Source organism: Paludisphaera borealis (assembly GCF_001956985.1).
In the GTDB taxonomy this organism is placed as follows: domain Bacteria; phylum Planctomycetota; class Planctomycetia; order Isosphaerales; family Isosphaeraceae; genus Paludisphaera; species Paludisphaera borealis.
The window spans coordinates 914,586-940,154 of sequence record NZ_CP019082.1 but is presented as its reverse complement, the minus strand read 5'-3'; the positions used below and the strand labels follow the sequence as shown (position 1 = coordinate 940,154).

General features: G+C 67.0%; 19 protein-coding genes. 8 read left to right on the top strand and 11 right to left on the bottom strand.

Annotated features, from left to right (window positions below; all coding sequences use genetic code 11):
* Positions 1-5 precede the first annotated feature (5 nt).
* Positions 6-1,331, top strand: a complete 1,326-nt coding sequence (locus tag BSF38_RS03630; RefSeq protein ID WP_076343501.1) for a DUF1552 domain-containing protein — start codon at positions 6-8, stop codon at positions 1,329-1,331.
* A gap of 176 nt (positions 1,332-1,507) precedes the next feature.
* On the opposite strand, the gene BSF38_RS03625 is transcribed toward BSF38_RS03630, so the two are convergent.
* Positions 1,508-2,722 carry an acyltransferase family protein gene (locus tag BSF38_RS03625; protein WP_076343500.1) on the bottom strand — a complete coding sequence of 405 codons (1,215 nt, stop codon included), beginning with the start codon at positions 2,720-2,722 and terminating at the stop codon, positions 1,508-1,510.
* Between the two features lie 479 nt (positions 2,723-3,201).
* On the opposite strand from BSF38_RS03625, the gene BSF38_RS03615 reads away from it, so the two are divergent.
* The gene (locus BSF38_RS03615) at positions 3,202-5,775 is read left to right on the top strand and encodes a bifunctional YncE family protein/alkaline phosphatase family protein (protein ID WP_076343498.1); all 2,574 of its coding nucleotides are present in this window, start codon (positions 3,202-3,204) and stop codon (positions 5,773-5,775) included.
* A 66-nt stretch (positions 5,776-5,841) separates the two neighbouring features.
* Here the strand turns inward: BSF38_RS03615 and BSF38_RS03610 are convergent, their stop codons facing one another.
* The 7 genes from BSF38_RS03610 to BSF38_RS03580 all read right to left on the bottom strand — a co-directional run bounded on the left by BSF38_RS03610 (position 5,842) and on the right by BSF38_RS03580 (position 12,841).
* Positions 5,842-6,144: a hypothetical protein gene (locus tag BSF38_RS03610; protein ID WP_076343497.1), complete on the bottom strand. Its 303-nt coding sequence runs from the start codon at positions 6,142-6,144 to the stop codon at positions 5,842-5,844.
* A gap of 61 nt (positions 6,145-6,205) precedes the next feature.
* Positions 6,206-7,486: an ATP-dependent Clp protease ATP-binding subunit ClpX gene (gene clpX, locus BSF38_RS03605; protein WP_076350571.1), complete on the bottom strand. Its 1,281-nt coding sequence runs from the start codon at positions 7,484-7,486 to the stop codon at positions 6,206-6,208.
* A gap of 255 nt (positions 7,487-7,741) precedes the next feature.
* Positions 7,742-9,004, bottom strand: coding sequence for a DUF1501 domain-containing protein (locus BSF38_RS03600; protein ID WP_076343496.1), 1,263 nt, complete (start codon positions 9,002-9,004; stop codon positions 7,742-7,744).
* A 45-nt stretch (positions 9,005-9,049) separates the two neighbouring features.
* Positions 9,050-10,642: a DUF1800 domain-containing protein gene (locus tag BSF38_RS03595; RefSeq protein WP_076343495.1), complete on the bottom strand. Its 1,593-nt coding sequence runs from the start codon at positions 10,640-10,642 to the stop codon at positions 9,050-9,052.
* Positions 10,643-10,731: 89 nt separating this feature from the next.
* Complete coding sequence (locus BSF38_RS03590) at positions 10,732-11,736, bottom strand: DUF1559 domain-containing protein (protein WP_076343494.1); 1,005 nt, start codon at positions 11,734-11,736, stop codon at positions 10,732-10,734.
* Positions 11,737-11,829: 93 nt separating this feature from the next.
* Entirely contained in the window at positions 11,830-12,162 is a 333-nt protein-coding gene (locus BSF38_RS03585) for a hypothetical protein (RefSeq protein ID WP_076343493.1), read from the bottom strand.
* A 349-nt stretch (positions 12,163-12,511) separates the two neighbouring features.
* Positions 12,512-12,841: a DUF2946 family protein gene (locus tag BSF38_RS03580; protein WP_076343492.1), complete on the bottom strand. Its 330-nt coding sequence runs from the start codon at positions 12,839-12,841 to the stop codon at positions 12,512-12,514.
* Between the two features lie 241 nt (positions 12,842-13,082).
* Between BSF38_RS03580 and BSF38_RS03575 the strand changes: the two genes are divergently transcribed.
* Both BSF38_RS03575 and BSF38_RS03570 read left to right on the top strand, forming a co-directional pair.
* Positions 13,083-15,602, top strand: a complete 2,520-nt coding sequence (locus tag BSF38_RS03575) for a WD40 repeat domain-containing serine/threonine protein kinase (protein WP_076343491.1) — start codon at positions 13,083-13,085, stop codon at positions 15,600-15,602.
* Between the two features lie 328 nt (positions 15,603-15,930).
* A complete protein-coding gene (locus BSF38_RS03570; protein WP_076343490.1) occupies positions 15,931-16,431 on the top strand; it encodes a hypothetical protein in 501 nt (166 codons plus the stop codon).
* A gap of 212 nt (positions 16,432-16,643) precedes the next feature.
* On the opposite strand, the gene BSF38_RS03565 is transcribed toward BSF38_RS03570, so the two are convergent.
* Positions 16,644-17,600 (bottom strand): NAD-dependent epimerase/dehydratase family protein, encoded by a 957-nt coding sequence (locus BSF38_RS03565; RefSeq protein ID WP_076343489.1) that lies wholly within the window; start codon positions 17,598-17,600, stop codon positions 16,644-16,646.
* Positions 17,601-17,620: 20 nt separating this feature from the next.
* Entirely contained in the window at positions 17,621-18,943 is a 1,323-nt protein-coding gene (locus BSF38_RS03560; RefSeq protein ID WP_076343488.1) for a nucleotide sugar dehydrogenase, read from the bottom strand.
* A gap of 212 nt (positions 18,944-19,155) precedes the next feature.
* Between BSF38_RS03560 and BSF38_RS03555 the strand changes: the two genes are divergently transcribed.
* Together BSF38_RS03555 and BSF38_RS03550 are read left to right on the top strand one after the other, a co-directional pair.
* On the top strand, positions 19,156-20,514 hold the full coding sequence (locus BSF38_RS03555) for a Gfo/Idh/MocA family protein (RefSeq protein WP_237170724.1): 1,359 nt from the start codon (positions 19,156-19,158) through the stop codon (positions 20,512-20,514).
* A gap of 371 nt (positions 20,515-20,885) precedes the next feature.
* Entirely contained in the window at positions 20,886-22,652 is a 1,767-nt protein-coding gene (locus tag BSF38_RS03550) for a sigma-70 family RNA polymerase sigma factor (RefSeq protein WP_076343487.1), read from the top strand.
* Between the two features lie 86 nt (positions 22,653-22,738).
* On the opposite strand, the gene BSF38_RS03545 is transcribed toward BSF38_RS03550, so the two are convergent.
* Complete coding sequence (locus BSF38_RS03545; RefSeq protein ID WP_083712668.1) at positions 22,739-23,314, bottom strand: biliverdin-producing heme oxygenase; 576 nt, start codon at positions 23,312-23,314, stop codon at positions 22,739-22,741.
* Positions 23,315-23,499: 185 nt separating this feature from the next.
* Here BSF38_RS03545 and BSF38_RS03540 point away from each other — a divergent pair, with 185 nt between their 5' ends.
* Together BSF38_RS03540 and BSF38_RS03535 are read left to right on the top strand one after the other, a co-directional pair.
* Entirely contained in the window at positions 23,500-24,954 is a 1,455-nt protein-coding gene (locus BSF38_RS03540) for an AlkA N-terminal domain-containing protein (protein WP_076343486.1), read from the top strand.
* The gene (locus tag BSF38_RS03535; RefSeq protein WP_076343485.1) at positions 24,951-25,496 is read left to right on the top strand and encodes a methylated-DNA--[protein]-cysteine S-methyltransferase; all 546 of its coding nucleotides are present in this window, start codon (positions 24,951-24,953) and stop codon (positions 25,494-25,496) included. The genes BSF38_RS03540 and BSF38_RS03535 overlap by 4 nt, the downstream gene beginning before the upstream one ends.
* The last annotated feature ends 73 nt before the right edge of the window (positions 25,497-25,569 follow it).

Genomic DNA, 25,569 nt, shown 5'->3' with positions numbered 1-25,569 from the left:
GAGATATGGCCCGGACCCGCAACCGACGCGATTTTCTCCGCGAATTGGGTGTCAGCGCGGCGGCCCTGCCGTTCGCGATGAACCTCCCCAGCCTGGGCTTCGCCGCCGAGCCGATGCGCAAGAAACGCCTGGTCGTGATGTTCAGCCCCAACGGCGTGATCCCGTCGGCGTTCTGGCCGGACGAGGCCGGGAAGGATTTCAAGTTCAAGGAAAGCCTCACGCCGCTGGAGCCGTTCAAGGATCGGACGATGATCCTCCACGGCGTCTGCGACAAGGTTCGCGGCGACGGCGACAACCACATGCGCGGGATGGGCTGCCTGCTGACCGGCATCGAGCTGTTCCCGGGCAACATCCAAGGGGGCTCCGACACGCCGGCCGGCTGGGCGAGCGGGCTGTCGATCGACCAGGAGATCAAGCGGAAGCTCCAGTCCGACCCCAAAACGCGGACCCGGTTCGGCTCGCTCGAATTCGGCGTGATGGTCCCCGAACGGGCCGACACCTGGACCCGGATGGTCTACGACGGCCCCAACAAGCCGGTCGCGCCGATCGACAACCCGTACCAGATGTTCGCCAAGCTCTACGGTCGGATGAAGGACCAGGAAACCCTCAAGAGCATCCTCGACGACGTCCAGAGCGACCTCAAGACGCTCGAAGCCGCCGTGAGCGTCGAGGACCGTCGGATTCTCGAAGAGCACGCCACGTTCGTCCGCGAGATGGAGCAAGAGCTGAAGTCTGAGCCGGTCGCCGGCGCGGGCGCGAGCCACGCCGTGCCCGAGATCGAGCAGGGGATCAAGGAAGAGAACGACAACATCCCCAAGATCAGCAAGACCCAGATCGAGCTGATGGTGCAGAGCTTCTCGGCCGACTTCGCCCGGGTCGCCACGCTCCAGTACACAAACTCGGTCGGCGGGGCGAAGATGCACTGGATCGGCGTCAACGAGGGGCACCACGAGCTGTCGCACAACCCGGACAGCGACAAGGCGTCGGTCGAGAAGCTCACGAAGATCAACAAGTGGTTCTGCGAGCAGCTCGCCTACCTCACCAAGCGGCTGGCCGAGACCCCCGAGCCGGGAGGCCCCGGGTCGCTGCTCGACAACACGACGATCATCTGGACCAACGAGCTGGGCAAGGGCAACTCGCATACCCTCGACGACATCCCGTTCGTCCTGGTCGGCAACGGCCTCGACTTCAAGATGGGCCAGTCGATCAAGTTCCCCAAGGTGCCGCACAACCGCCTGTTGCTGTCGATCGCCCACGGCATGGGCCACGAGATCACCAAGTTCGGCAACCCCGACCACTGCGGCGCCGGCCCCCTGACCGGTCTGTCCTGAGGTCGTCAGTTTCAACGGCGGCCGGGTCGATTCCCTCGTCGCCCCATCGACTGCTCCGTCGCAGGAGGACTCCGCGGGCGCGCCGCGGAGATTCCCAAAAAACGGGCCGCCGGCTCGCCGACTCATAAATTGCCGCGATCGGGCGGCTTCCCCGGATCGGCGACCGGATACGGTCTCTAATGAACTTCGGGTGCGGGTTTTCGAGACGACCGCAGGTCGATGGACCTGAGAAAATGACGCTCGACCAACTGATAGAAGACCCATCCCCCGACCCAGATCGTGATGAGCGTCACGAGGATCATGCCTAATTCGCCCAGGACGCCGGGGTTTGGAAGCAGTCGATACAGCAGCACTCTGATCTTGCCTTGTGAAAACACGTGGGTCAGATAGAGGCTGTAGGAGATTTGCCCGGCCAACACGATCCAGGGACGTTCGAAGAGCGTCGAAATCCCTCTCCCTCGACGAGACGAGGAAAGTATCGCGCTCAGCAGCAGCGCGTATCCCAAACCGAATTGCAAGTTCGAGCTGAATTCATTCCGCGACGCAAAAGCGGCGGCCGACGCAAGGAAGACGCCCGAGGCGCCCAGCAACGTCCCTTCCCCGGTCGGGCTCAACGGCTCCCGCGCCCTCACAAACCAGAAGGCGACGGCGATCCCCAGTGCGAACTCGGTCCAGCGCGCCAGGAAGACGCCGTGAGTCATGCTCCGGGTGTCGCCGGAATTCAAGGCCCATGCCAACGAAGAGAGCGCCGCCGCGACAACGACCCATGTGACGCCGAATTTCTTGGCGCAGAAGTAGAGAATCGGCAACACGAGGTAAAACTGCATCTCGACCGCGAGGGTCCAGTAGGAGGCGCAGATGCCGTACAGCGTATCTTCGCGAAATCCGTGGAGAAACATCAGGTGGCTGGTCACCTGACGCCATGTCAGATCGTCCGATGCCTGGCCGCTCGTCAGCCACTTCACGGACGGGACGAGAAGATACAGCAAGATCGAGATGTAGTACGGGGGAGCTATCCTATGGAATCTCGACGCCATGTACGATGAGAAACTCGACGATCGACCGGCGGCTTCCCGCCTCAGCAGCGAGTAGCTCAGACAGAATCCGCTGAGGACGAAGAAGAGGGAAACGCCCGTATAGCCGAAGTGGGTCGCCCGCAAGACACGATCGGTGAGAGGCGAGAGCGTCTCGGGCCAGTGCTCGTACAGATGAAATAAGATGACAATCCCGACGGCCATCCCTCGAAGTCCGTCGACGCTCGAAAGCTTGTCTTTCCTTGCGGCGTTTTGTCGGGCCTCCACAACCGGCGCTAGGCTCCCTTCGGAGCCGACCGAGGGGTCTTGGCGGCCGTCCGTCGAGAGCCCCGCCGAAATCTGCGCATCAACGCTCATATTTTCATGCATTCGTGTGTTTTAAATGGTCAGACGGGGCCGCGGCCCACGCGCGATCGAGTAATCCAGGCCGGTCATGAGTATACGTGACGACCGGCTTCCAGGGACTCTCAATTTTCCCCGTTTCGCCGACGCCTCGGCGTGTGTCTTCGTCACCTCCCCTTTGCGAGGAGCGAAGGTTCGATCGCCCTCTCTTCTCTCCGTCTCGGGGCCTCCGGTTGCGGGCGCCGGCCCTTGCCGGTCGTCGCTCACGACCCCGGCGCGGGGATCACCGACGAACCTCATTCGACCAGCGGACCGCCCCGTCGAACGAGGTTTCCGTGATCGTTTCGCGGGCGTTCCATGAGCGCGCCGCGAAGATCCCGCGAAACAGGATCGGACGGACGCCGCGAAGGTGGTCGATTCCATCCCCGGTCGCTACGCTTGAGAGGCATCGCCGCCCAACGAGGGCGCGGCGGACGAATCGAGGGAGAAGCGACATGCGATCGAGTTTCTGGAGCGCAGCGCGCGCCGGCGTCCTGTTTTCCGCGTCCCTCACGGCGATCGCCTCGGCCCAGCAGCCGGTCGAGCCGGCCGCGTCGAAGGTGAAGGCGAAGGACGCCGTCGTCTGGCCCGGCGTGACTCCTTCGGGCTCGGTCCTTCTGCCCAACGGTTGGTCGTTGAAACCGGTGGGTCGGCAGGCGCCGCTGGGCGAGTTGCCGATCACACTGGCGGAGCATCCCAGCGAGAGCGTGCTGGCCGTGCTTCACGCCGGCTACGGCGAGCACGAGGTCGTCACGCTCGACGCCAAGACGGCCCGAGTGATCGGCCGGGTCGCCGTGCCCGAGACCTACGGCGGCCTCGCCTGGTCGGCCGACGGCTCGCGACTGTTCGTGGGGGGCGGCTTCGACGAGGTCGTCTACCGCTTCGACCACGCCCAGGGCTTCCTCTCGAACCGCGCGACGCTCCCGATCCACGGACCGATCAAACCGGGCGCCGGCGAGCGGACCGAGCCCCTGCCGCGCGCCCAGCGCGGGGCCGATCAGGCCCAAGGCGCGGTCGCCGGCCTGGCGCCGACCCGCGACGGCGCGTCGTTGTGGGTCGCCGACGCCTTCGCGCACGACGTCGTCCGCATCAATCTGAAGTCGGGCGAGCCCTCCACGCAGGTGAAGCTCCCGGCCGAGAGCTACCCCTACGGCCTGGCCCTCGACGAGGCGCGCGGCCGGCTGTACGTCAGCCTCTGGGGCAGGGCCGAGGTCGCGGTGATCGACACGGAGAAGGGCGCGGTCGTCGGTTCGTGGAAGGCCGAGGAGCACCCCAACGAGCTGCTCTTGTCGAAAGGGGGTAAGATCCTCTACGTCGCCAACGCGAACCGCAACACCGTGAGCGTGTACGACGCCGAGGCCGGCAAGCCGCTGGCGACGATCGCCACGGCGATCCACCCCAAGGCGCCCTCCGGCTGCACGCCGAACGCACTGGCCCTCTCGCCCGACGAGTCGATCCTGTTCGTCGCCAACGCCAACACCAACGACGTGGCGGCCTTCAACGTCGCCGACCCGGCGCACAGCACGCCGCTCGGCTTCATCCCGGCCGGCTGGTACCCGACCTCGGTACGGGTCGCCCGCGACGGCAAGACCCTCTGGATCGTCAACGGCAAGGGGACGACCTCGAAGGCCAACCGAGACGGCCCGATTCCGGGCGTATCCACCCCGTCGGTCCGCGAGTACATCGGCGGCCTGTTCAAGGGGACGCTGTCGGTCGTCGCCATGCCCACCCCGAAGCAGATGGCGGCCTACACGAAGACCGTCTACGAGTGCTGCCCGCTCGCCGAAGCCGGCCCGTCGGTCGCCTCGGGCCCGAAGCCGCCGGCCGGCAACCCGATCCCCGGGCGGGTCGGCGATCCGTCGCCCATCAAGCACTGCATCTACATCATCAAGGAGAACCGCACCTACGATCAGGTGTTCGGCGACATGCCGGAAGGCAACGGCGAGCCGAAGCTCTGCCTCTTCCCCGAGGAGGTCACCCCCAACCAGCACGCCCTGGTCCGCGAGTTCGTGCTGCTCGACAACTTCTACGTCGACGGCGAGGTCAGCGCCGACGGCCACGAATGGACGATGGGCGCCTACGCCACCGATTTCGTCGAGCGCACCTGGCCGCTGAGCTACCGCGGCGACAAGCGCGTGCCGTACCCGGCCGAGGGGAATTTCGCCCTGGCCACCCCGGCCGGCGGCTACCTCTGGGACAAGGCCAAGGAGAAAGGCGTCTCGTATCGCTCGTACGGCGAGTTCGTCGCGAACGGCACGACTCCGGACGATCCCGCCACGACTAAGTACGAGACACTCAAGGGCCATTTCGACCCTCTCTACCGGTCGTACGACCTGAACTACCCCGACGTCAAGCGGGCCGAACGCTTCCTCGCCGAACTGAAACGGTTCGAGGCCGAGGGCGAGATGCCCAGCCTGATCGTCATGCGGCTCCCCAACGACCACACCGCGGGCACCCGCCCGGGCGCACTCACCGTCCGGGCGATGGTCGCCGACAACGACCTGGCGCTCGGCATGGTGATCGACGGCCTGAGCCGGTCTCGGTTCTGGAAGGAGACCGCCGTCTTCGTCGTCGAGGACGACGCCCAGAACGGCCCCGACCACGTCGACGCCCACCGCACCGTCGCGCTCGCGATCAGCCCCTACATCAAGAAAAAGTCGGTGGATTCGACGATGTACTCCACGTCGTCGATGCTCCGGACGATGGAGTTGATCCTGGGCCTCGACCCGATGAGCCAGTTCGACGCCGCCGCCCGGCCGATGTGGGCCTCGTTCACCGCCGAGCCCGACCTCGCCCCCTTCACCTGCCGCCCGGCGCGTGTCGACGTCAACGAGAAGAACGGCCCCCACGCCGTCGCCGTCGAGGCCTCGCTCAAACTCGATCTCGACAAGGAAGACCAGGCCGACGACCTCGTGTTCAACGAGATCATCTGGAAGGCCGTCCGAGGCGCCGACTCGGTCATGCCCGCCCCCGTCCGCTCCGCCTTCATCCTGCCGTCGGTCAAGCACGACGACGATGACGACGATTGATGGCGGCTACTCCTCGGCCAGAAAGCGCTCGAGCGGCGGGCGAGCGTGGTGATCGCCCGTCGCCTCCTACTGAAGCGCCGGAGCGACGTCGAAGCCGACCTCGCTGTTCCGCAGCGCCTCGAAGCGGTTGAGGCTGTCGCGGACCGACTGCGCGACCTCTTTGCGCTCGTCGTCGGTGAGCTTCAGCCCGGCGATCCACTCGGCCTGCGCGACCATCTCCGGCGTGACCGCGCCGGCCTCCGCGGCCTGGGCCGAGAGCGCTCGACGGAAGGGGGCCGAACCGGCGCCGAGGGCCGCAAGCCCCTTCAGGACGGTCCGCCGCCGTAACATTCCACCGTCGGGATCGAACTCGGGCTCGCGGATTCCCATCGATCCACTCCAGAGGACGAGCCGGGCGCCGCGACGGCGCGACGCCCGACGTCCAAGAACTTCAGGAGGCTTTCGCGATCGGCTGGAAGAGGCTTTCTTCCTTGCGGACGACGGCTTCGGTGACCGTGTAGGTCTGGCCGGGCTCGCGGTCGGGAAGGTCGTACATGATCTCGAGCATCAAGCTTTCCATGATCGATCGCAGGGCCCGCGCGCCGGTGCCTCGGGCCTTGGCGAGCTTGGCGACCTCGTGGAGGGCCCCGCCTGTGAATTCGAGCTGCGCGCCGTCGAGGTGGAAGAGCACCTGGTACTGCTTCGTGAGCGCGTCCTTGGGCTCGGTCAAGATCCGGGTCAGGTCGGCCTCGGAAAGCTGGTCGAGGGTGGCGATGATCGGCAGTCGACCGATCAGCTCGGGGATCATGCCGTACCGTTCGAGGTCTTCGGGCGTCACCTGCGCGACCAGCTCGTTGCGCTCGACCTCGCGGTCCTTCACCTCCGACCGTCCGAAGCCGATCATCTTCTTACCCAGTCGCTTGCCGATGATCTCTTCGAGACCGACGAACGTGCCGCCGCAGATGAACAGGATGTTGGTGGTGTTGACCTGAAGGTACTGCTGCTCGGGATGCTTGCGGCCACCTTGCGGCGGGACGTTGGCGGTGGTCCCTTCGAGCAGCTTGAGCATCGCCTGCTGGACCCCCTCGCCGGAGACGTCGCGAGTGATCGAGACGTTCTGGCTGGTCTTGCCGATCTTGTCGATTTCGTCGATGTAGATGATCCCCTTCTCGGCCGCGGGGATGTCATAGTCGGCCGCCATGACGAGCTTGAGGATCAGGTTCTCGACGTCCTCACCGACGTAGCCGGCCTCGGTCAGCGTGGTGGCGTCGCCGATGGCGAACGGCACGTGCAGGCGACGGGCCAGCGTCTGCGCCAGCGCGGTCTTGCCGCAGCCGGTGGGGCCGATCAAGAGGACGTTGCTCTTGGCGACCTCGACGCCCTGGAGCGCGGGGTCGGTGATCTCGCGGCCGTGCACGCGCTTGTAGTGGTTGACGACCGCGACCGCCAGCGTCTTCTTCACGCCCTCCTGGCCGATGATGTAGTCGTCGAGGTGGGCCACCAACTGGCGAGGGGTGGGCAGCTTGTCGAGCTGCACGTTCTTACGCTCGTGCTGTGCAAACAGTCCTTCGCAGACTTCGACGCAGTCGCCGCAGATGTGCGCGATCGCGTGTCCAGGCCCCAGCGATTGAAGCGCCTTGCCCTCTATCATCGGCCCGGCCTCGGTCGAGCTTCGTCCGCAGAAATCACACGAGATCGGGGGAGTCCCCCCGGGGGTGCTGCCTTGACTCATGGTCTTCAAACTCACTCCATCGCGTAGGGGGCTGGCGTTTCGCAAGGCCGTGATTGTCGCATATCCAGCCCGATTTCACACGGTGTCGTCGTTTCGAAGGGGCCGATTCAACCGTTGGCGGCCACGCCGCCATGGCGTCGCCCTCCGCGCCCAGGCTCGCGACGGCCGCGCCCACATTCGTTCCACCTTGGTCCTCCTTATTACATTACAGCCGGGCCGTCGAGCAGATCGACGGCCCGGCCGTTGGGACGCGGCTCAGGCGCGTGACGAAGCGGCAAGGATCGGGTAAGGGTCGAATCGACCGTCGAGGACGCGCCTCGCGTCGGCGCCGAACCAATCGCCGAGCACCGCCGCGTAGACCGAGCGGAAGTCGATCTTATGGGCCAGATCGCCCGACTCGTCGAGCCCCGCCAGGTCGGGGCGGTCGCCGTGCAGGCCGGGACGGGTCGAACCGCCCATCAGGAACATGACGTTGGCCGTCCCATGATCGGTCCCGGCCGACTTGTTCTCGGCGACCCGGCGGCCGAACTCCGAGAAGGTCATCACGAGCGTCCGGTCGAGGTGCCCCCTCGCCTTCAGGTCTTTGTGGAACGCCGCGAGGGCCTGGCTCAGCTCCTGCAACAGCGCGGCGTGACGGTTGGCCTGCGCGGCGTGGGTGTCGAACCCGCCGAGCGTCACGTAGAAGACGCGAGTCGGCACCTCCGCCGCGATCATCTGGGCGACGAGCTTCAGCGACTGCGACAGCTCGAACGGGCCGTAATCGCCCGGCGACTTCGCTCCGCCCATCGCCTCGCCGATCGTCTTCGAGAGGCGGAGGGTGTCGCTGGCGGTCCGCTGGACGAAATCGAGCGCGTCGATCGCGGTCGGGTCGATCCGATTGATCCGCCTCATCGCCTCGGCGGCCGGGCCGCGAGCCGGCCAGTCGAGGATCGCCGGGTTGGAGATCGTCACGCCTCGGTTCGACGTCCCGGCGAACGTCTGCGCAGGCCGCTCGCCCAGTTGGAGGCCGAGCACCGACGACTCGGCTCCGGCGCACTCGTTGTCGAAGTAGCGACCGACCCACCCGGTCGTCCACGCCTTGTCGGCCGGGGAGGCGGTCTCCCAGACCTCGGAGGAGCGGAAGTGTGAGCGGTCGGGGTTGGGGTAACCGACGTTTTGCACGATGGCGAGTTGACCGTCGTCGAGCAATCTCTTCAGCTCGACGAGTTCCGTGTGCATCCCTGTGTGTTCGTCGAGCTTGAGCACCTTCTTCGGGTCGACGCCCAGCTTCGGGCGAGCCTTTGCGTAGAGATCGTCGCCGTGAGGGACGATGGTGTTCAGGCCGTCGTTGCCTCCGGCGAGTTGAACGACGACCAGCACGCGGTCGTCCTTCAGCCCGGGGATCGGCGATGCGTCGCGTCCCGGGGCGCCCGCGAAGGCGATTCCGGTCTTGTGGAGGAAGCCGGGGACCGTCGAGGTCAGCGCGGTGAGTCCGGCGGCCCGACGGAGGAACCGGCGGCGGCCCATCTGGATCAACATAACATCAGTCTCCTGTTCGTGTTCGTGGATATATCGGTGAATGGTTCAGGCCATCTGATATTCGGGGGACGCGAGGATCAGCCGCGCCACGACGGCTGGGCGGTCGGCGGCCGGAGCCGCCTCGCAGGCCGCCATCAGAGCCGGTCGCGTCGACGGGCGGACCTGGGTGACGACCAGGCGGGCGAGCAGGGCGTCGACCAGGGCCGCGGGGTCGTTCGGCGCCCCCTTGGGAAAGACCGCCTCGGGACGGAAGCGGCACTTCAGCCCTTCCTTGTGGCGTGCGGCGCTCCGCTCGGCCATGGCCCCCTGGAGGCGGGCCATCATCGCCGGCCCCTGCGTCGCATCGCGCGGCAGGGCGAGGAAGCGGTTGAATCCGAGCGGCTCCAGGCCCGCGGGCTCCTTGCCGTCGATCAGCGCCGTGGGGAGATGGTAGCGCACCGCCAGCGTCCCGGCGCCGATCCAGGACCGGCCGCCCGGCCAGCCCTTCACGTTGGGCGGATTGAACAACTCTTGCCCCATCGCCGCGGTCAACTGCGCCAGGGTCGGCGTCGGTTCGACGTCGAGCGCAAGCTGACGGCACGCCCCGACGAGCAGCCGGACCGGACTCTTGATGAGCGACCCGCGCGCGGCCTCGGCGTAGAACTCCGGCGCGGTGAAGAGGACGCGGAGCATTTCCCGGATCTCTCCCTTGCTCGCGGTGAACGCTTCGGCCATCCGCCCCCGGAGCGCCTCGTCGGGGTCGATCGCCCCGAAGTAGTCGATGAGCTTGGCCGCGAGGAACCGGCCGGTCGCCTCCTGCCTCAGGATCAGTTCGACGACGTCGTCCAGCCCGAAGCGACCAGTCTCGCCGAAGATGGTCTTCACGCCGTCGTCATGCCGCTCGGGGACGAAGGTCGCGATCAGGCCGTCGCGGGCGAAGTCGCGCGGGGTGTCGGCCGCCGTGACGCGGGTCTTGGCCGCCCCCCGCGGGCCGTCGAGAGTCCAGCCGGTCAGGGCGCGGGCCGTCTCCTTGATGTCCCTCTCGGTGTAGTGGCCGATCCCCACCGTGAACAACTCGTACAGTTCGCGGGCGTAGTTCTCGTTGGGCTTGGCCTTGTCGCTGCCCTCCAGGTCCAGGTACATCATCATCGCCGGCGAAAGCGTGACCTCGCGCACCAGCGAGCGGAAGTCGCCCAGGGCGAGCCGCCTGAGCGTCTCGTCCTGCTGGAACATCGCCTGCGAGAGATTGACCTTGCCGGCGGCCGTGGCGAAGTGGCCGTGCCAGAACAGAGTCATCACCTCGCGGAGCGGGACCGGCGCCGCAATCATCTGCCGGAGCGACCAGGCCCTCAGGTCGTTCAACTCGGAGGCGTAGCGTCGCCGCGTCGCGCGGTGCGACTCGGCCGCCTGCTCGCGGGTCGTGTCCGCGAAGCGGCGTTCGGTGTTGACCCACGGGTCCGTGACCCAGGCGGGCCGAGCGGGCGTCTTGGCGGTGCCCGCCTCGGACAGCAGCGAGTCGACCGCCCGTTCCATCGGCGTCGCGGCCAGGCGGGCGGCCTCCTCGGGAGTCCCGCCGAAGGTCGCGCGGCTGAGGAGATGGGCCGCCGCGCCGGCGTCCCACGCGGGGCGGTCCTGGGTCTTGCTTGATTTCTGTCTCATTTTTACACCCTTGTATTGAGTAGTGGATAGTCCGAAAAAAAGAGAGGACGGCCTCGGCCGGACCCGTCGGAGGCCGTCCCGAGGCGTGATCAATAAGCGGCCGCCGAGACGACTTCGCCGCCGGCCCGGGTCGCTAGCGCCCGCCACGTCGCGAGGTCGACCGAGTCCTTGACGAATCTCACGGCGCCGTCGCCCGTCAGGGTCAGGACCCCGCCGGGGTGCAAGCCTCGCGCCCCCAACCAGCCGAACCCGTGCCCGTAGACGTCGGGGGTTTTGCTGTTGGGCGGCAGGTAGGCGTTGAACCCGGACATCGCCTCGGTGCCGACGATCCAGGCGACGCCGCGCCCGCCGCTCCACGACGGCGGCACGACGGCGGCCAGGTCGGGGTTGTTCATCGGCGGGTTGTAGCCGCCGGGGGCGGCCTTCGCGGGGGAGACCTTCGTCGCGTAGTTGACGATCTGGCGGAGTTGCTGCGTGGGCGTCGCGCCGGCCGTGTCCTGCCCAAGGCCGAGCACGCACTGGGACATGAACATGGTGTTCGACGTTCCGTCGACGACGTGGGCGAACCGCGTAGCGGAGTTGTCCCAGAAGACCCCGTCGGTCGGGTAGCGGGGGTCGTAGAAGGTCCCGGTCCCGGAGCCGACGTTGACGACGTAGCACGTCCCGGCCGTGGGGCTCTGCTGGTAGTAGCTGGGGTAGAACGGAGTCTGCCCGTCGCTCGGGCAGAGGAACGCCTGGACGACCGTCTGGGAGGCGGTCGTCTGGGCCGCGTTGAAGACGAACGTCGGCGGCCCCGAGCCGAGCGGCAGGCTGAAATTCATCGAGTTGACGAGGTTCGACCCCTCCATGAACGGCAGAAGCCGGGCGAGGACCGAAAACCCCGACGAGGACTGCCCTCCGGAGCCCGGGAAGCAGCCGTGGACGCTCTCGTAGTTGTGCAGAGCCAGGCCCATCTGCTTGAGGTTGTTCGTGCTCTGGACCCGCCGGGCCGCCTCGCGAGCGACCTGGACGGCGGGCAACAGAAGGGCGATCAGCACGGCGATGATCGCAATGACCACTAAGAGTTCGATCAATGTGAAGGCGCAACGGCGCATGGGGATACCTCCGCGAAGTCCGTAGGGGAACGACTGCGTCACGGCCTGCGGCCGGACGCGTCACGCGTGACGACGGAAACCACCTGACGAGGCTCAGGCGGGCGGAGGCGCGCGAGGCCGGGCTTTTCCTCGGCGCTCGTGGGGCTTGAGGAGCGGGGCGTCGTGATCAACGGGTCCCGCGACGGCGGGCGCCGGATGAGCCGATCCGCACTCGGGAGGAAGGGAGGTCTGGGCGAGGAAGTGGCAAACGGAGCAGTCGCCGTGCGTGAACTCCGCTCCAGAAGGCACCGACTCGGCGATCACATTCTCGTTCGAGCCTTCTCCCGATCGCGGGCCATGGCCGTGCATCGCCGGCGCGCACAGGATCGCGATCCCGTACAGCACGGCCTGCCAGCCTTGGATTCGTCGATCGGTCGCCGGGTTCATGGGAGCTTCCCCAAAGGCTTTCTCGCCAATGTCCATCTCTCGCCGGGAGACGAGCAACCGTCTCTCGGACTGCGCGCGTGGCTCCCTTTGTGGAACTCAGCGCGTGGTACTGCTCGGCCTTTTACGGGATACGCCTGGTTACGATCCGGCGCACTTGCAAGAGCGCAGCGCCGACGCAGAGACGGACACCCTGGCCCACGAAGCCGCGCCACGGTCTCGCCGGTGCGTTCGGGACGTGGACCATCTGGTTCGGGCTCGTCGAGCCGCGCGAACTCCAAGGCTTGGCGACGCGACCGCTCAGGGTTCCGACGTCACAAACCAGGGAAGGCGAAATCGACGGCGCGACGGATCAGACGGCGGGAGGCGCGCGGGGGATGGAGGAGCGGCGGAACGGTCGCGGAGGGACGAGCGGCAGGTTGTGGGCCGGCTCCTTCCACACCACGTTCGTGAAATGTTCCGGCTCGTCTTCAGCGGCGATCTGGCCCTGCGCGAGGAAATGGCAGACGGGGCAGTCGTCGTGATGCGAGGGCGTCGGCGCGGAATCGTGCCCGTCGGGGGCCGACTCGGCCTTCGCGTGGTCGAACCCGGGGATCGAGTGCAACGCAGGGCCGCAAAGGGTCGCGGCCCCGTACAGAGCGACGAACGAAGCCAGAAGTAGTCGCCTGAGCACTCGTTGCATCAGGAAAGGGCCATCCAGGGGTGACGGCGGCGCATCACCGCGAAGAAGTTGTTGCAACTATTACAGAGAAACAAGAGAACCACACCAAAGGCCGATTGTCAACCGGATTCCCGCGCCGAAAGATTCGCCCCGGCGCGATCGTCTTGCCCTTGATTTCGGCCGACTGGGTCAGTGTAATCACGATCAGTACGTGCGTGGGACGAACGCGGGGTCGACGGCCCGAGAGTAAGGACTCGACACCTTGGCTCGACGCGATCCAACCGACCTGATCCTCGGCCTGCGGGCGCTCCGCGAGCGGCTCATCGCGGAGCACGACCTGATCACCGCCTTCACCCTCTGGGAAGCCGACGAGGGCCGGTCGCTGGGCGAGATCCTCGTTTCCCAGGGCAGCCTCGACGCCCCCACGCTCGACCGACTGCAAGAGCCGACCGGCGGCGGCGAGGATTCGTCGGCGACCGTCGCCTACACGGGGCCTTCCTCGGCGGGCGAGGGCAGGGGAGCGGACGAGCCGACCATGCGCTATCGGGTGCTCGGCCTCCACTCGCGGGGCGGGCTCGGCGAGGTCTTCACGGCTCTCGATATGGAGCTGGACCGGCGGGTGGCTCTCAAGGAGTTGCAACCGAGGTTCGCCCACGACGAGATGAGCCAGTTGCGGTTTCTTCAGGAAGCCGAGATCACCGGCCGGCTGGAGCATCCGGGGGTCGTGCCGGTGTACGGTCTCGGCCGGCACGCCGACGGGCGGCCGTATTACGCCATGCGGTTCGTCGAGGGCGAGACCTTCCGCGCCGCGATCGACCGATTTCATCGCGGCGATCCGAAGGACATCCGCCTGGAGGATCGCGAGCTGGTCTTCCGCCGCCTGCTGCGGAGCGTCGTCGACGCCTGTTACGCCGTCGGCTACGCGCACAGCCGGGGCGTCGTCCATCGCGACATCAAGCCCGAGAACATCATGCTCGGGAAGTTCGGCGAGACCCTCGTCGTCGACTGGGGGATCGCCAAGAACCTCACCTCGACGGCCGCCGAGAACGTGGTCGGTTCCGCCGACGAGTCCCTCAGCTTACGGGACTCGCCGTTCATGACGCGGCCGGGCTCGGCGATCGGCACGCCGCCGTACATGAGCCCCGAGCAGGCGTGGGGCGACAACGACCGGATCGGGCCGGCGAGCGACGTCTACAGCTTGGGGGCTACTCTCTATTGTCTCCTCGTCGGCCACGCGCCGTTCACCGGCGAGTCGGTGGTCGAGGTGCTCGGGCGCGTGCGGCGGGGCGTCTTTCCGTCGCCTCGCCGGGTGCGGCGGTCGATCGACGCGGCCCTCGAAACGATCTGCCTGAAGGCGTTGGCCCTGCGGCCCGAGGATCGTTACGAGTCACCCCTTGAAATGGCCGACGAGCTGGAGAAATGGCTCGCCGACGTCCGCTATCGCGCCGAGCAACAATCGGCGATGGAGCAGGTGAAAGACTCGCGAGCGCGGTTCGCGCTCGAGCGGGCGTCGACGTTCTTAGGACGCAACCGGGTCGGTGAGGGGATGGTCTGGCTGACCCGGGCGATGGAGCACGGCACGCCGGCCCTGGAGCGAGCCGTCCGCATGAGCCTCGCCGCCTGGCACAACCGCGACCGGCTGCTGGAACGGACGTTGCCGCAAACCGGCTCGATCCACGCCCTGCGGTTCAGCCCCGACGGCAAGCGGCTGGCGACCGCGAGCCGCGAGGGGGTCGTCGTGCTCTGGGACGTGGCCTCCGGAACGCACCTCGGCGCGGCGCTCGACCACCCCGGGCCCGTCGCGGCCCTCGCCTTCTCGACCGACGGCCGGCGGATCGTCACCGGCTGCGACGACGGCACCGTCCGCCGCTGGGACGGAATGACGGGCGAGCCGGTCGGACTGCCGTTGAACTTTGGCGCGACAGTCGTCGATCTGCAATCATGCGGGTCGGGCTTCGTGGTCGTCTCCCGAACCGCGTCGACTTTGATACGGGACGACGACGAACCCGCGACCGATCCACTGCCGGCGGAAGGCCGGTTGATTGCCGGCGCGATCGCGCCCGACGGATCGTTCGTCGCCGCCGTGACCGAGGCCGGCGACGTCTGGCTGTACGAACCGGGCGAGCGGGCGTGGCGGCTTCAGCCCCGGCCTCATCCCCGGGGCGCGGGATCGCTGACGGTCCATCCCCGCGACGGCCGCTTGCTGGTGCGTTGCGTCGACGGCGTGGCGCGGCTCTGCGATCAGCGCGGCGTCGCGCCCTTACTGGAGTTCGCGGACTTCGAGGAGACCGCGTGGTCGGGCTTCAGCCCGTCCGGCGACACCATTGCGACGATCTCCACGAGCGGCGACGTGCAGCTCTGGGACTCGGCCACGGGCGCGGCGATCGGCGAGCCCTTGCCTCATCGTTCGAGGCTCGGCGAGGTCGTCTTCCATCCCGACGGCTCGGTGCTCGCGACCGGCTGCCACGACGGCTCGGCCCGGCTCTGGGACGCCGCCACGGGCCTGCCGGTCGGGCCCTCGCTGGAACACGCCGGCCCCGTCGACGTCCTCGCCTTCTCACCCGACGGCCGCCGGCTCGCGGCCAGTTGCGCCGACGGCCGACTACGGTTCTGGAAGACTCCCACGCCCTTGCCCGGCGACGTCGAGCGGATCGCCTGCTGGGTCCGCGTCGCCACCAACCTCGACATCGACGCCAGCGACGCCGTCCGCCCTCTCGAAACCCTCGCCGGCTGGGAACTCCGCCGCCGTCTCTACGAACTGGGCGGCCCGCCGCTGAAGTGACGACCGTCACACCAACAACACGCAAGCCCGAAGCGCCAGCGCGTGAATTTCCGGTCGGCCATGCGAATCGATTCACTCGCTGGCGCTTCGGGCTCGCATTCGGAGGTCGACCGCGAGAGACCCCGAACCCTCATTTTCATGATGCGACGGCGAATCTCACCAAGAAAACAAGCGCCCGCCGTCATAAAACCGCCATGATCCAACGAAATCAAATGATTCTGTGTGGCGAGGGTATTGCACTGCATTCCTTGCTATTCTTAAGATTAGGTTCTACAGTACCTTGTACAACAACAAGCGAACTTGGTTATTCACTCCCCGGAGCCGATTCATGCCCGCCACCGTCGCCCGCGACCAAGGTAAGTCGACGTTCATCAAGCAGACGCTGTTTGATGATCAGTACGCCAACTCGGCCAAGATCAATGAGCTGTGGACCGAGAGCGGCCGCGATGGGTCGATCAGCACCACCCTAGTCAACAAGATGCGTTCCGAGATGGGCCTGACGGGCAACCTGCGCGGCGTTCGCGGCACGACCAAGCGGTCCGCGCCTGCCGAGGCCAAGCGGCCGTACACCGGAAAGAAGCGCGGCCGGAAGCCGAAATCGGCGCTCGCGACCGTGGCCGCGAACGCGACTGAAGACGCCTCGGCCTCGGCTCGCATCGGCCTGACCGCCTCCGCGTTCCGGGGCCGCAACGCCCGGCTCAACCGGCTCGTCGACGTCGAAGCCGACATCGATCGCCTGCTCTTCAAGGTCATGGGCCTCGACGGCCTCTCCGAGGTCGAAGACACGCTCCGCCAGGCGCGCCGGCTCCTTTATCGCGTCATCGGCTGAGCTTGTTCGATAGGGTCGTGTGGAAATTCAGGAACGTCGTATTCAATACGACGTTCCTTTTTTCGTGCGCGGATGTGGCTCTAGGATGAACTCCGCACGCCATGCCGCGTGGGTGGACACTGCCAGCGACACCAATTCACGAGGCGACAGGGATTTTTGATGGTGCGCGACGCCCGCCTCATGGAGCCAATGCGTGGCTCATTGCAGCCTCACTATATTGGGACATTGCTGCTCTGGATCGCCTCGACGGTGCGTCGCAGACCTTCCTCGAAACCGACGATGGGCTTGTAGCCGAGCGTCGCTTCGACGCGTTTGAGGCTGGCGAGCGAGTCTTTGACGTCGCCGGCGCGGGGGGGAAGGAACTCGGGTTCGAGGCGGGTTCCGAGGATCGAGTTCAAGGCGGCGACCAGGTCGAGCAAGCTGATGCTGCGGCCGGTTCCGACGTTGAGGACGCGGCCGGAGAGCGGCTCGGGGTGTCGCATCGCGGCGAGGTTGGCCGCCACGGCGTTGGCGACGTAGGTGAAGTCGCGGGTCTGCGAGCCGTCGCCGTAAATCTTCGGCCGGACGCCCTGCGACATCGCCTTGATGAACAGGGAGATGACGCCCGAATAGGGGCTCGACGGGTCTTGTCGCGGCCCGAAGATATTGAAATAACGTAGGCTCACGCCGTCGAGGCCCATCGTCCGGGCGTACACTTGAATGTAATGCTCACCGGCGAGTTTTCCGGCCGCATAGGGGCTCAGTGGATTGGGGTTCATCGACTCGTCCTTGGGCAACTCCACCGTATCGCCGTAGGCGCTGCTGGAGGCCGCGAACATCACCCGGCGAACGCCGGCCCGGCGCGCGGCTTCCAGGATGTTGAGAGTCGCGGTCGGCCCGCTGGCGTGCGATTCGAGCGGCTCGGCGACCGATCGCGGAACACTGGGGATAGCCGCCTCGTGAAACACGACGTCGATCCCCTCGGTCGCGCGTCGGCAGGCGTCGAAGTCGGTCAGGCTCGCCTCGGCCCACTCGATCCGATCGCGGACCGCCGCCAGGTTGGCGGGCCGGCCAGTCGACAGGTCGTCGATCACGCGGACTCGAAGCTCTTGGCCGAGCAGGGCTTCCACGAGGTGCGAGCCGATGAATCCGGCCCCGCCGGTGACGAGAATGTGTTCGGGTCGGCTCATAACTTCCTCGATGTCGGAGATCAGGCGCGAACGATCCGCGCCTTGGCGTCGGTCAGGTTCTTGAGAGCGTTGCGGGTGTCGACGATCAAGGGTGCGTGCTCGGCGATGGTCTTCCAATCGTACGCCGAGTGGTCGGTGGCGATCAAAACGCAGTCGCGCGATTGGAGGTATTCGGGCGTCAGTTCGCGGCTCGACAACTGAAAATGGGGATAATGTCGCATCGCGGGGAGAGCGGCGATATGGGGATCGTTGTACTCCACAATCGCCCCCTTTTTGAGGAGCAAGTCCATGAGCTCGAAGCCCGGCGATTCACGGGGGTCGTCGACGTCTTTCTTGTACGCCATGCCAAGGATGACGACCTTGCTCCCGCGCAACGGCTTGGCGACGTCGTTGAGCGCGTCGGCCACCTTGCCGACCACGTAGGCCGGCATCTGGGTATTGATCTCGCCCGCCAGCTCGATGAACCGAGTGGCCATCCCATGCTTGCGAGCGACCCACGTCAGGTAGAACGGATCGATGGGGATGCAGTGCCCCCCCAGGCCCGGGCCGGGATAGAACGCCTGGAAGCCGAACGGCTTCGATTTCGCGGCCTCGATCACCTCCCAGACGTCGACCCCCATACGGTCGTACAGCATCTTCAATTCGTTGACGAGCGCGATGTTCACCGCGCGGTAGGTGTTTTCGAGGATCTTGCAAGCCTCGGCCACCTCTAGAGTCGAAGCCGGGACGACCCGGACGACGATCTTGCCGTACAGGGCCGACGCCAGTTCGAGACTCGCGGCGTCGAGCCCGCCGACTACCTTGGGGATGGTCGGCGCCGAGAAATCGGGGTTGCCCGGGTCCTCGCGCTCGGGGCTGAACGCGAGGTAAAAATCGAGGCCCGCCCGCAGCCTCCCGGCGGCGAGGATCGGCAGCACGACCTCGCGCGTGGTCCCCGGATAGGTCGTGCTCTCCAGCACGATCAACTGGCCGGGCCGGAGCCGCTCGGCGATCGCCCTGGCCGAGTTGACGACGTACGACAGGTCGGGCTCACGCGCGTCGGTAAGCGGTGTCGGCACGCAGATGATCACCACGTCGGGCTCGTCGAGCCGCGTGAAATCGGTCGTCGCTTCGAACCCCTGCGCCCGCATCCGATGCACGACGGCCGCCGCGATGTGGCCGATGTAGCTCTCGCAGCGCTGAAGCTTTGTGACCTTGGCCTCGTCGACGTCGAAGCCTATGACCTCGATCCCTTGCTCGGCGAACGCCCGCGCCAGCGGCAGCCCGACGTATCCCAGGCCGATGACGCCGACCTTCACCTCGTTCGACTGGATCTTCAGCCCGAGCCGCTCGTGATTTTCCATGGGGATTCGCCAATCCAATCAGAGGACGTGATCGCAGGCGATCATCATAACATAGCCGAGGCCGAATTTGAGAAGGGCGACGGCCGCGGGTCCGCGCGGCTTGCACGGATTCGCGGGCTGTGCGATGTTCGGAAGATCATCGACCGTCTCGGGCGTGCGTGCAACGGTCAGGGCGTCGATGTTGATGAAAATCTCTCTTGAGGGAAGTGATGATGATCAATCGCCGAGAGGTGCTGAAGGTTGGCGCGGCGGGACTGACGACCTCGATGCTGGGGGCGTACGCGGCGGGGGCGGCCGACGGCAAGACCTACCGCGTCGGCCTGATCGGCTGCGGCTGGTACGGCAAGAGCGACCTGTTCCGGCTGATCCAGGTCGCGCCCGTCGAGGTCGTCGCGCTTTGCGACGTCGACAAGCACCAGCTCCAAGGCGCGGCCGAGATGGTCGCCAAGCGGCAGAAGTCCGGCAAGACGCCCCGCCTGTACGGCGATTACCGCGAGCTGCTCAAGGAGAAGGACCTCGACATCGTCCTCGTCGGCACGCCCGATCACTGGCACGCCCTGCCGATGATCGCCGCGGTCGAATCGGGCGCCGACGTCTACGTCCAGAAGCCGATCAGCCACGACGTCCTTGAAGGCGAGGCGATGGTCGCCGCCGCCCGCAAGCACAATCGCGTCGTGCAGGTGGGCACCCAGCGCAAGAGCACGCCGCACCTGGTCGACGCCAAGAAGAACGTCGTCGAGGCCGGCCTGCTCGGCAAGATCGGCCACGTCGAGGTCTGCTGTTATTTCCCCATGAGGGCCAACGGCAACCCGCCCGTCACCGTCCCGCCGGACTTCCTCGACTACGAGATGTGGACCGGCCCCGCCGCGCTGCGGCCCTACGACGGCCTGCCGCACGTGCGATGGTGGCGGACCTTCAACGAGTACGGCAACGGCATCATGGGCGACATGTGCGTTCATATGCTCGACACCGTGCGCTGGATGCTCGGGCTGGGATGGCCGACCAAGATCACGTCCTCGGGCGGCATCCTCGTGCAGAAGGAAGGCAAGTCGAACATCGCCGACACCCAGGTCGCGACCTTCGAATACCCCGGCCTCAACGTCGTCTGGCAGCACCGGAGCTGGGGCACGTCCCCCGACCCCGATTACCCGTGGGCCCTGTTCATTTACGGTGAGAAGGGGACGCTGAAGGCCAGCACCATGCGGTACGACTTCGTTCCGCAGGGCGAGGGCAAGGCGATCCGCAAGGACTGCGTTTTCGAGCGCGAGCAGTACCCCGAGGACGTCAACGAGCCCGAGATCGAGCTGAACGCCGCGCCCGCGACCCGGGCCCACATGAAGGACTTCCTGGCCGCGATCGAGAGCCGGGGCAAGCCGGTCGCCGACATCGAGGAAGGCCACATCTCGACCGCGTCGTGCATCCTGGCCAACCTCGCCATGAAGCTGAGCCGCCCCGTCGTCTACGATCCGACCAAGCGGATCGTCGTCGGCGACGACGAAGCCACCGCGCTCCTCAAACTCCCTTACCGCGGCCCCTGGCAGCACCCGGCCGATTCGCTGGCGGCGAAGTAAGCAAGAAAAGCCGTCGCTATAATCCGTTCGCTCGCTGAGCGCCCGACACCTATTCCGAGCCCTCGGAATACAAGCTCGAAGCGCCAGCGAGTGGATGATTCGTGCGATCGGCCCCGGACGCTTTGAAAATCGCCAGTGGGACGATCGGAGAGCGAAATACAAGCCCGAAGCGCCAGCGAGTGCATTCCACGTCAGCCGGCCGAGTATGCGAACGCAAAACAATGCACTCGCTGGCGCTTCGGGCTTGCATACCGACCCAACGAAGCAAGCCCGGTCCCATCTTCCCGAAGAAAATTCGCCAGGCGACGGACCCAAAGCGAGGTCAGGGGGCAGTATCTCTGTAGACGCGAACCAAGCGACGGGGGCAGGGGATGAGAAAGAGCGATAAAGGGCTGCTGTTTCAGGACCTGGATCGGCTTTTTCGTTATGGGACCGTCTCATCGGGGGACGGCGCCCTGCTCGAAAGCTTCTTGACCGAGGGGAACGAGTCGGCCTTCGAGGCGCTGGTGAATCGTCACGGACCGATGGTCCGGGGCGTTTGCCGGCGGCTTCTGCCCAGCCCGCACGACGCGGACGACGCTTTTCAGGCGACGTTCCTCGTCCTGGTGCGGAAGGGGGGTCGACTGCGGGACCCCGACCGTCTGGGGCCCTGGCTCCATGGGGTGGCGATGCGCGTGGCCGGCAAGGCCCGCGCTCGCGCCTCTCGTCGCAAGGATGAGGCGATCATCGACGTTCCTTCCCGCGAAGGAGGGAACGCCGAATGGTGCGACGTGATGCCGATCATCGACGCCGAGCTGGCTCGGCTGCCGGCGAAGCATCGCGACGTGCTGGTCGCCTGCCTGCTGGACGGCGCGACGGCCGAAGAGGCGTCGCATCGGCTTGACTGCCCGGTCGGAACCGTCAAGAGCCGCCTGGCTCGCGCCCGGGAGACCCTGCGCGCTCGTTTGACGAGCCGTGGAATCGCCCCGGCCGTGGCCCTTGGGGCCTTGACCACGACCGACGCGTTCACCTTCGCGTCTCCCGCTTCGTCCACCCTGATCCGCGCGACCCTGAAGACGGTCACGACCAAGGCCGTCGCACCGGGCGTCGTCGCTCTCACCGAGGGAGTCGCAACAACCATGTTCGCTAAATCCACCTTCACGGCCCTTGTGCTCGCCACCGGAGTCGGCCTCGCCGGCCTCGGCACAGCGGTCTGGATCAAGCCGACGCTGGCCCAGGTCTACCTGCCATCGTCCGGGGATCAGCCCGGCGGCCAGGGCCAGGGCCAAAACCCGGCCCTGTCCACTGTCACCCCAGACTCGAAGGCCCGAGACCAGCACCTCAAGGAGATCCTCGCCGCCACTCATAACTACATCTCAGCGAACGCCAGCGCCACCTTCCCCCCGGCGGCGATCTCCAATGACGCGGGCCAGCCCCTGTTAAGCTGGCGCGTCGCGATCTTGCCGTACCTCGACCAGAGCGAGCTGTATCAACAATTCCACCTGAACGAGCCGTGGGACAGTCCGCACAACAAGGCTCTGATCGACCGCATGCCCGCCGTCTTCGAGACGCCTGGCGCCCCCGCGCCCAACGGCCAGACCCGCATCCGGGGATTCGCCGGCAAGGGCTCCGTTTTCGACCCGGCCCTGACCACGCGCAACGCGATAGGCGCCAGGACGACGGCGACTCCGTCGCCCGCCAGGCCGCGGGGCGTCGAGATGAGGGAAATCACCGACGGCACGTCGAACACGGTGTTCGTTGTGATGGCGCGCGACGCGACGATCTGGACCAGGCCGGGCGAACTCCCGTTCGTCCCCGGACAAGATCTCCCGGTGCTGGACGAGAGCGATCCGAGAGGCTACCTGCTGGGCTTGTGCGACGGCTCGGTCCACGTGCTCCCGAACGTCCGCCAGAACTTGCTGCTCCACCTAATCACGCGGAACGGCGGCGAGGTCGTCGATACAAGCTGGTTCCCCAACGTGGACCAACGCACGGCGACGACGACCGTCCATCCGCCTACGACCCCGCCGATCGACGCGAAAGCTCCTGCCCCGACCGCGCCGGCCGCTCCCGCATCGTCTGCCTCGTCGGTCGAGCAGCGGCTCCAGAAGGTCGAAGAAAAGCTTGACCGGCTCCTTGAGAAGCTCGACGCGAAGTAGAAAACGCGGCTTCGGCCTCCCGTCCTCCATCCCACGCACCAAGGCGGGGCGGGAGGCTCATACCGCGTTCTCGACCGCCGGATCACTCACACATCGGCCGCGAACCACCCGTTGATCGCCTCGAACGTCTCGATCGCCGAGCGAATGACGGCGTCCTCGATTTCGGGCGTCGTCGCATAGTCCGTGAGGGCCGCGCCGAACGCCTTCCACATCGGGCCGACGCGGTCGCCGTAACTGCTGAAGAAGGCGCAGCCGGAATCCGGGCCGATCCCGAATTCGCTTGCGACGCTCTTCCGGATGTACTGCCCGCCGAGCGTCGCCCCTTCCAGAACGTACATCGCGCCGAAGGCTTCGGCCAGGCCGGTCAGGCTTGGCAAATCCCGGCAGCGGGGCAGGGCGGCGATGGCTTCGTTATCGAGGCCGAGCGCAAGGAGATCCGCCTTGAGGAGGGGGGCCTTCCTCCGCTCGTCGGGATCGAGGCCCGTCGCCTCCCAGCCGGAGGTGCGACCGAAGGCCTCTTCGACGGGTTCGTAATACCCGAGGAACCGCTCCAGGACGCGCCGGTAGCCTTCGATCGTCCGCCCCATCCGGAAGACGTCGATCCGGGTCTCGATCGCATCGTGGTGCGGGCGCGTGGCTTCCTTGAGTCGTGGCATGATCATGGGGTCTTGTTCCCGGTCGACAATTCGGTGATTTCGATCGATCGTACCATCGCCGCGACGGTCGGCGTAGAGCGCCGACCTGGCATCCGCGTATCGGCCAGCCGTTTTCGGACATGACGGCCGCTCCGCGCCTCGGCGTCCGAAAACGGCGAGACGTCGGGCGGGGCGGCTGTTACATTTCCTGCATGAGAACCGACGACGCAACTTGCTATCGAGCCCTGGCTGCCCGCGATCGGCGCTTCGACGGAGTGTTCTTCGTCGGGGTGACGACGACGGGGATCTACTGTCGGCCGATCTGCCCGGCGCGAACGCCCGGGGCCGACCGCTGCCGGTTCTTCGACCACGCGGCGGCGGCCGAGCAAGCGGGCTTCCGCCCTTGCTTGCGGTGCCGGCCCGAGCTGGCCCCGGGACACGCGCCGATGGACGCGCCGGGGAGGCTCGCCAGGCAGGCGGCGGTCCGGATCGAGGCTGGCGCGCTCAACGACGGCGGCAGCCTTGAGAGGCTCGCCGACGAGTTGGGCCTCAGCTCGCGCCAGCTTCGGCGGGTGGTGCAACAGGAGTTCGGCGTCGCTCCGGTCGTGCTCGCCCAGACGAAGCGGCTGCTGCTGGCCAAGCACCTGCTGACCGAGACGGCGCTGCCGATGATCGCCGTCGCGTCGGCCAGCGGGTTCGCCAGCCTCCGCCGGTTCAATGCGCTGTTTCGGACCCATTACGGCATGCCGCCGTCGCGGATTCGACGCCGCCAGGCCGACGCGCCGGCCGACGCCGCAAGTCTGACGCTCAGCCTCGCGTACCGGCCGCCGTTCGCGTGGGACGGACTGCTCGGCTTCCTGTCCGGCCGGGCGACCGCCGGGGTCGAGGTCGTCGCCGACGTCCGGTACGCGCGGACGATCGCCGTCGGCGACGCACGCGGTTGGATACGAGTCGAACACCGGCCGAAGCGCAACGCCGTGGCCGTCGAGATGGCCAGCTCGCTGCTGCCGGCGCTCGCGCCGCTTCTCGGGCGGATTCGATGCCTGTTCGACCTTGACTGCCGACCCGACCGGATCGCCGCGCAGCTCGCGGTCGACCCGCGCCTGGCCGCCGCGGTGAGCCTGTTTCCGGGACTCCGCGTCCCCGGCTGCGTCGACGGCTTCGAGCTGGCCGTGCGGACCATCCTCGGCCAGCGGATCTCGGTCGCCGCCGCGACGACCCTCGCCGGCCGGTTCGCGTCGGCCTTCGGCGAGCCGATCGAAACCCCGATCGCGGGCCTCGACCGGATCGGGCCGAGCGCCGCGCGGGTGGCGGCCGTTGATCCGTCGGAGATCCAGACGCTCGGCATTACAGGCCCGCGCGCGATCGCGATCCGGGAACTCGCCGCGGCGATGGCCGACGGCTCGATCCGACTGGAGCCCGGCGCCGACCCGGACGCCACGATTGCGCGGCTCAAACGGCTGCCGGGCGTCGGCGACTGGACCGCTCATTACATCGCCATGCGGGCCCTCCGCTGGCCCGACGCTTTCCCGACCGGCGACCTCGGCTTGCTGAAGGCCGTCGGCGAATCGTCCATCCGCAACCTCGACGCCATCGCCGAAACGTGGCGGCCCTGGCGAGCCTACGCCGCCATGCACCTCTGGAACACGGGAGCAACGCCGACATGAGCACGTCCACACATTTCGCCTGGCATTCGAGCCCTATCGGAGACGTCCTGCTGACCTCGCGCGGTGGAGCCCTGACCAGCCTCCACATGCTCGGCCTGCGATCCGAGACGACGATTTCGGACGACTGGATCGAAGGCGGAACCGTGCTCGACGCCGCCCGCGCGCAGCTCGAGGCGTATTTCGACGGCCGCGCGCGGGGCTTCGACCTGCCGATGCAGACCGACGGCACGCCGTTCCAGCGTCGGGTGTGGGAGGAGCTTTACAAGATCCCATACAGCCAGACGATCAGTTACGCCGAGCTGGCCCGGCGGGTCGGCAAGGATGGCGCAGCGCGAGCCGTGGGGGGCGCGAACGGCCGCAACCCGATCAGTATCATCGTCCCCTGCCACCGCGTAATCGCCGCCGACGGCACCCTCGGCGGTTACGGCGGCGGCCTCGACCGCAAGCTCTGGCTCCTCCAGCACGAAGCCGAAACCCTCGGCCGCGATACGCCGAAGTCGTGGACGGCCCCAACCGCCTCGGCGAGACGGGTTCGGGGATGACCCGGCGCACTCCTAAGGGGATAATGGAGGCGTGCGTTTGATCGTACGCGAACGCCTCGGCGCTCGACTCTCC

Bases quoted from the DNA above. Each gene is read 5' to 3' on its own strand.
- BSF38_RS03630 (WP_076343501.1), top strand. From the start codon at position 6: ATGGCCCGGACCCGCAACCGACGCGATTTTCTCCGCGAATTGGGTGTC.
- BSF38_RS03625 (WP_076343500.1), bottom strand. From the start codon at position 2,722: ATGAGCGTTGATGCGCAGATTTCGGCGGGGCTCTCGACGGACGGCCGC.
- BSF38_RS03615 (WP_076343498.1), top strand. From the start codon at position 3,202: ATGCGATCGAGTTTCTGGAGCGCAGCGCGCGCCGGCGTCCTGTTTTCC.
- BSF38_RS03610 (WP_076343497.1), bottom strand. From the start codon at position 6,144: ATGGGAATCCGCGAGCCCGAGTTCGATCCCGACGGTGGAATGTTACGG.
- clpX (WP_076350571.1), bottom strand. From the start codon at position 7,486: ATGAGTCAAGGCAGCACCCCCGGGGGGACTCCCCCGATCTCGTGTGAT.
- BSF38_RS03600 (WP_076343496.1), bottom strand. From the start codon at position 9,004: ATGTTGATCCAGATGGGCCGCCGCCGGTTCCTCCGTCGGGCCGCCGGA.
- BSF38_RS03595 (WP_076343495.1), bottom strand. From the start codon at position 10,642: ATGAGACAGAAATCAAGCAAGACCCAGGACCGCCCCGCGTGGGACGCC.
- BSF38_RS03590 (WP_076343494.1), bottom strand. From the start codon at position 11,736: ATGCGCCGTTGCGCCTTCACATTGATCGAACTCTTAGTGGTCATTGCG.
- BSF38_RS03585 (WP_076343493.1), bottom strand. From the start codon at position 12,162: ATGAACCCGGCGACCGATCGACGAATCCAAGGCTGGCAGGCCGTGCTG.
- BSF38_RS03580 (WP_076343492.1), bottom strand. From the start codon at position 12,841: ATGCAACGAGTGCTCAGGCGACTACTTCTGGCTTCGTTCGTCGCTCTG.
- BSF38_RS03570 (WP_076343490.1), top strand. From the start codon at position 15,931: ATGCCCGCCACCGTCGCCCGCGACCAAGGTAAGTCGACGTTCATCAAG.
- BSF38_RS03565 (WP_076343489.1), bottom strand. From the start codon at position 17,600: ATGAGCCGACCCGAACACATTCTCGTCACCGGCGGGGCCGGATTCATC.
- BSF38_RS03560 (WP_076343488.1), bottom strand. From the start codon at position 18,943: ATGGAAAATCACGAGCGGCTCGGGCTGAAGATCCAGTCGAACGAGGTG.
- BSF38_RS03555 (WP_237170724.1), top strand. From the start codon at position 19,156: ATGATCAATCGCCGAGAGGTGCTGAAGGTTGGCGCGGCGGGACTGACG.
- BSF38_RS03550 (WP_076343487.1), top strand. From the start codon at position 20,886: ATGAGAAAGAGCGATAAAGGGCTGCTGTTTCAGGACCTGGATCGGCTT.
- BSF38_RS03545 (WP_083712668.1), bottom strand. From the start codon at position 23,314: ATGATCATGCCACGACTCAAGGAAGCCACGCGCCCGCACCACGATGCG.
- BSF38_RS03540 (WP_076343486.1), top strand. From the start codon at position 23,500: ATGAGAACCGACGACGCAACTTGCTATCGAGCCCTGGCTGCCCGCGAT.
- BSF38_RS03535 (WP_076343485.1), top strand. From the start codon at position 24,951: ATGAGCACGTCCACACATTTCGCCTGGCATTCGAGCCCTATCGGAGAC.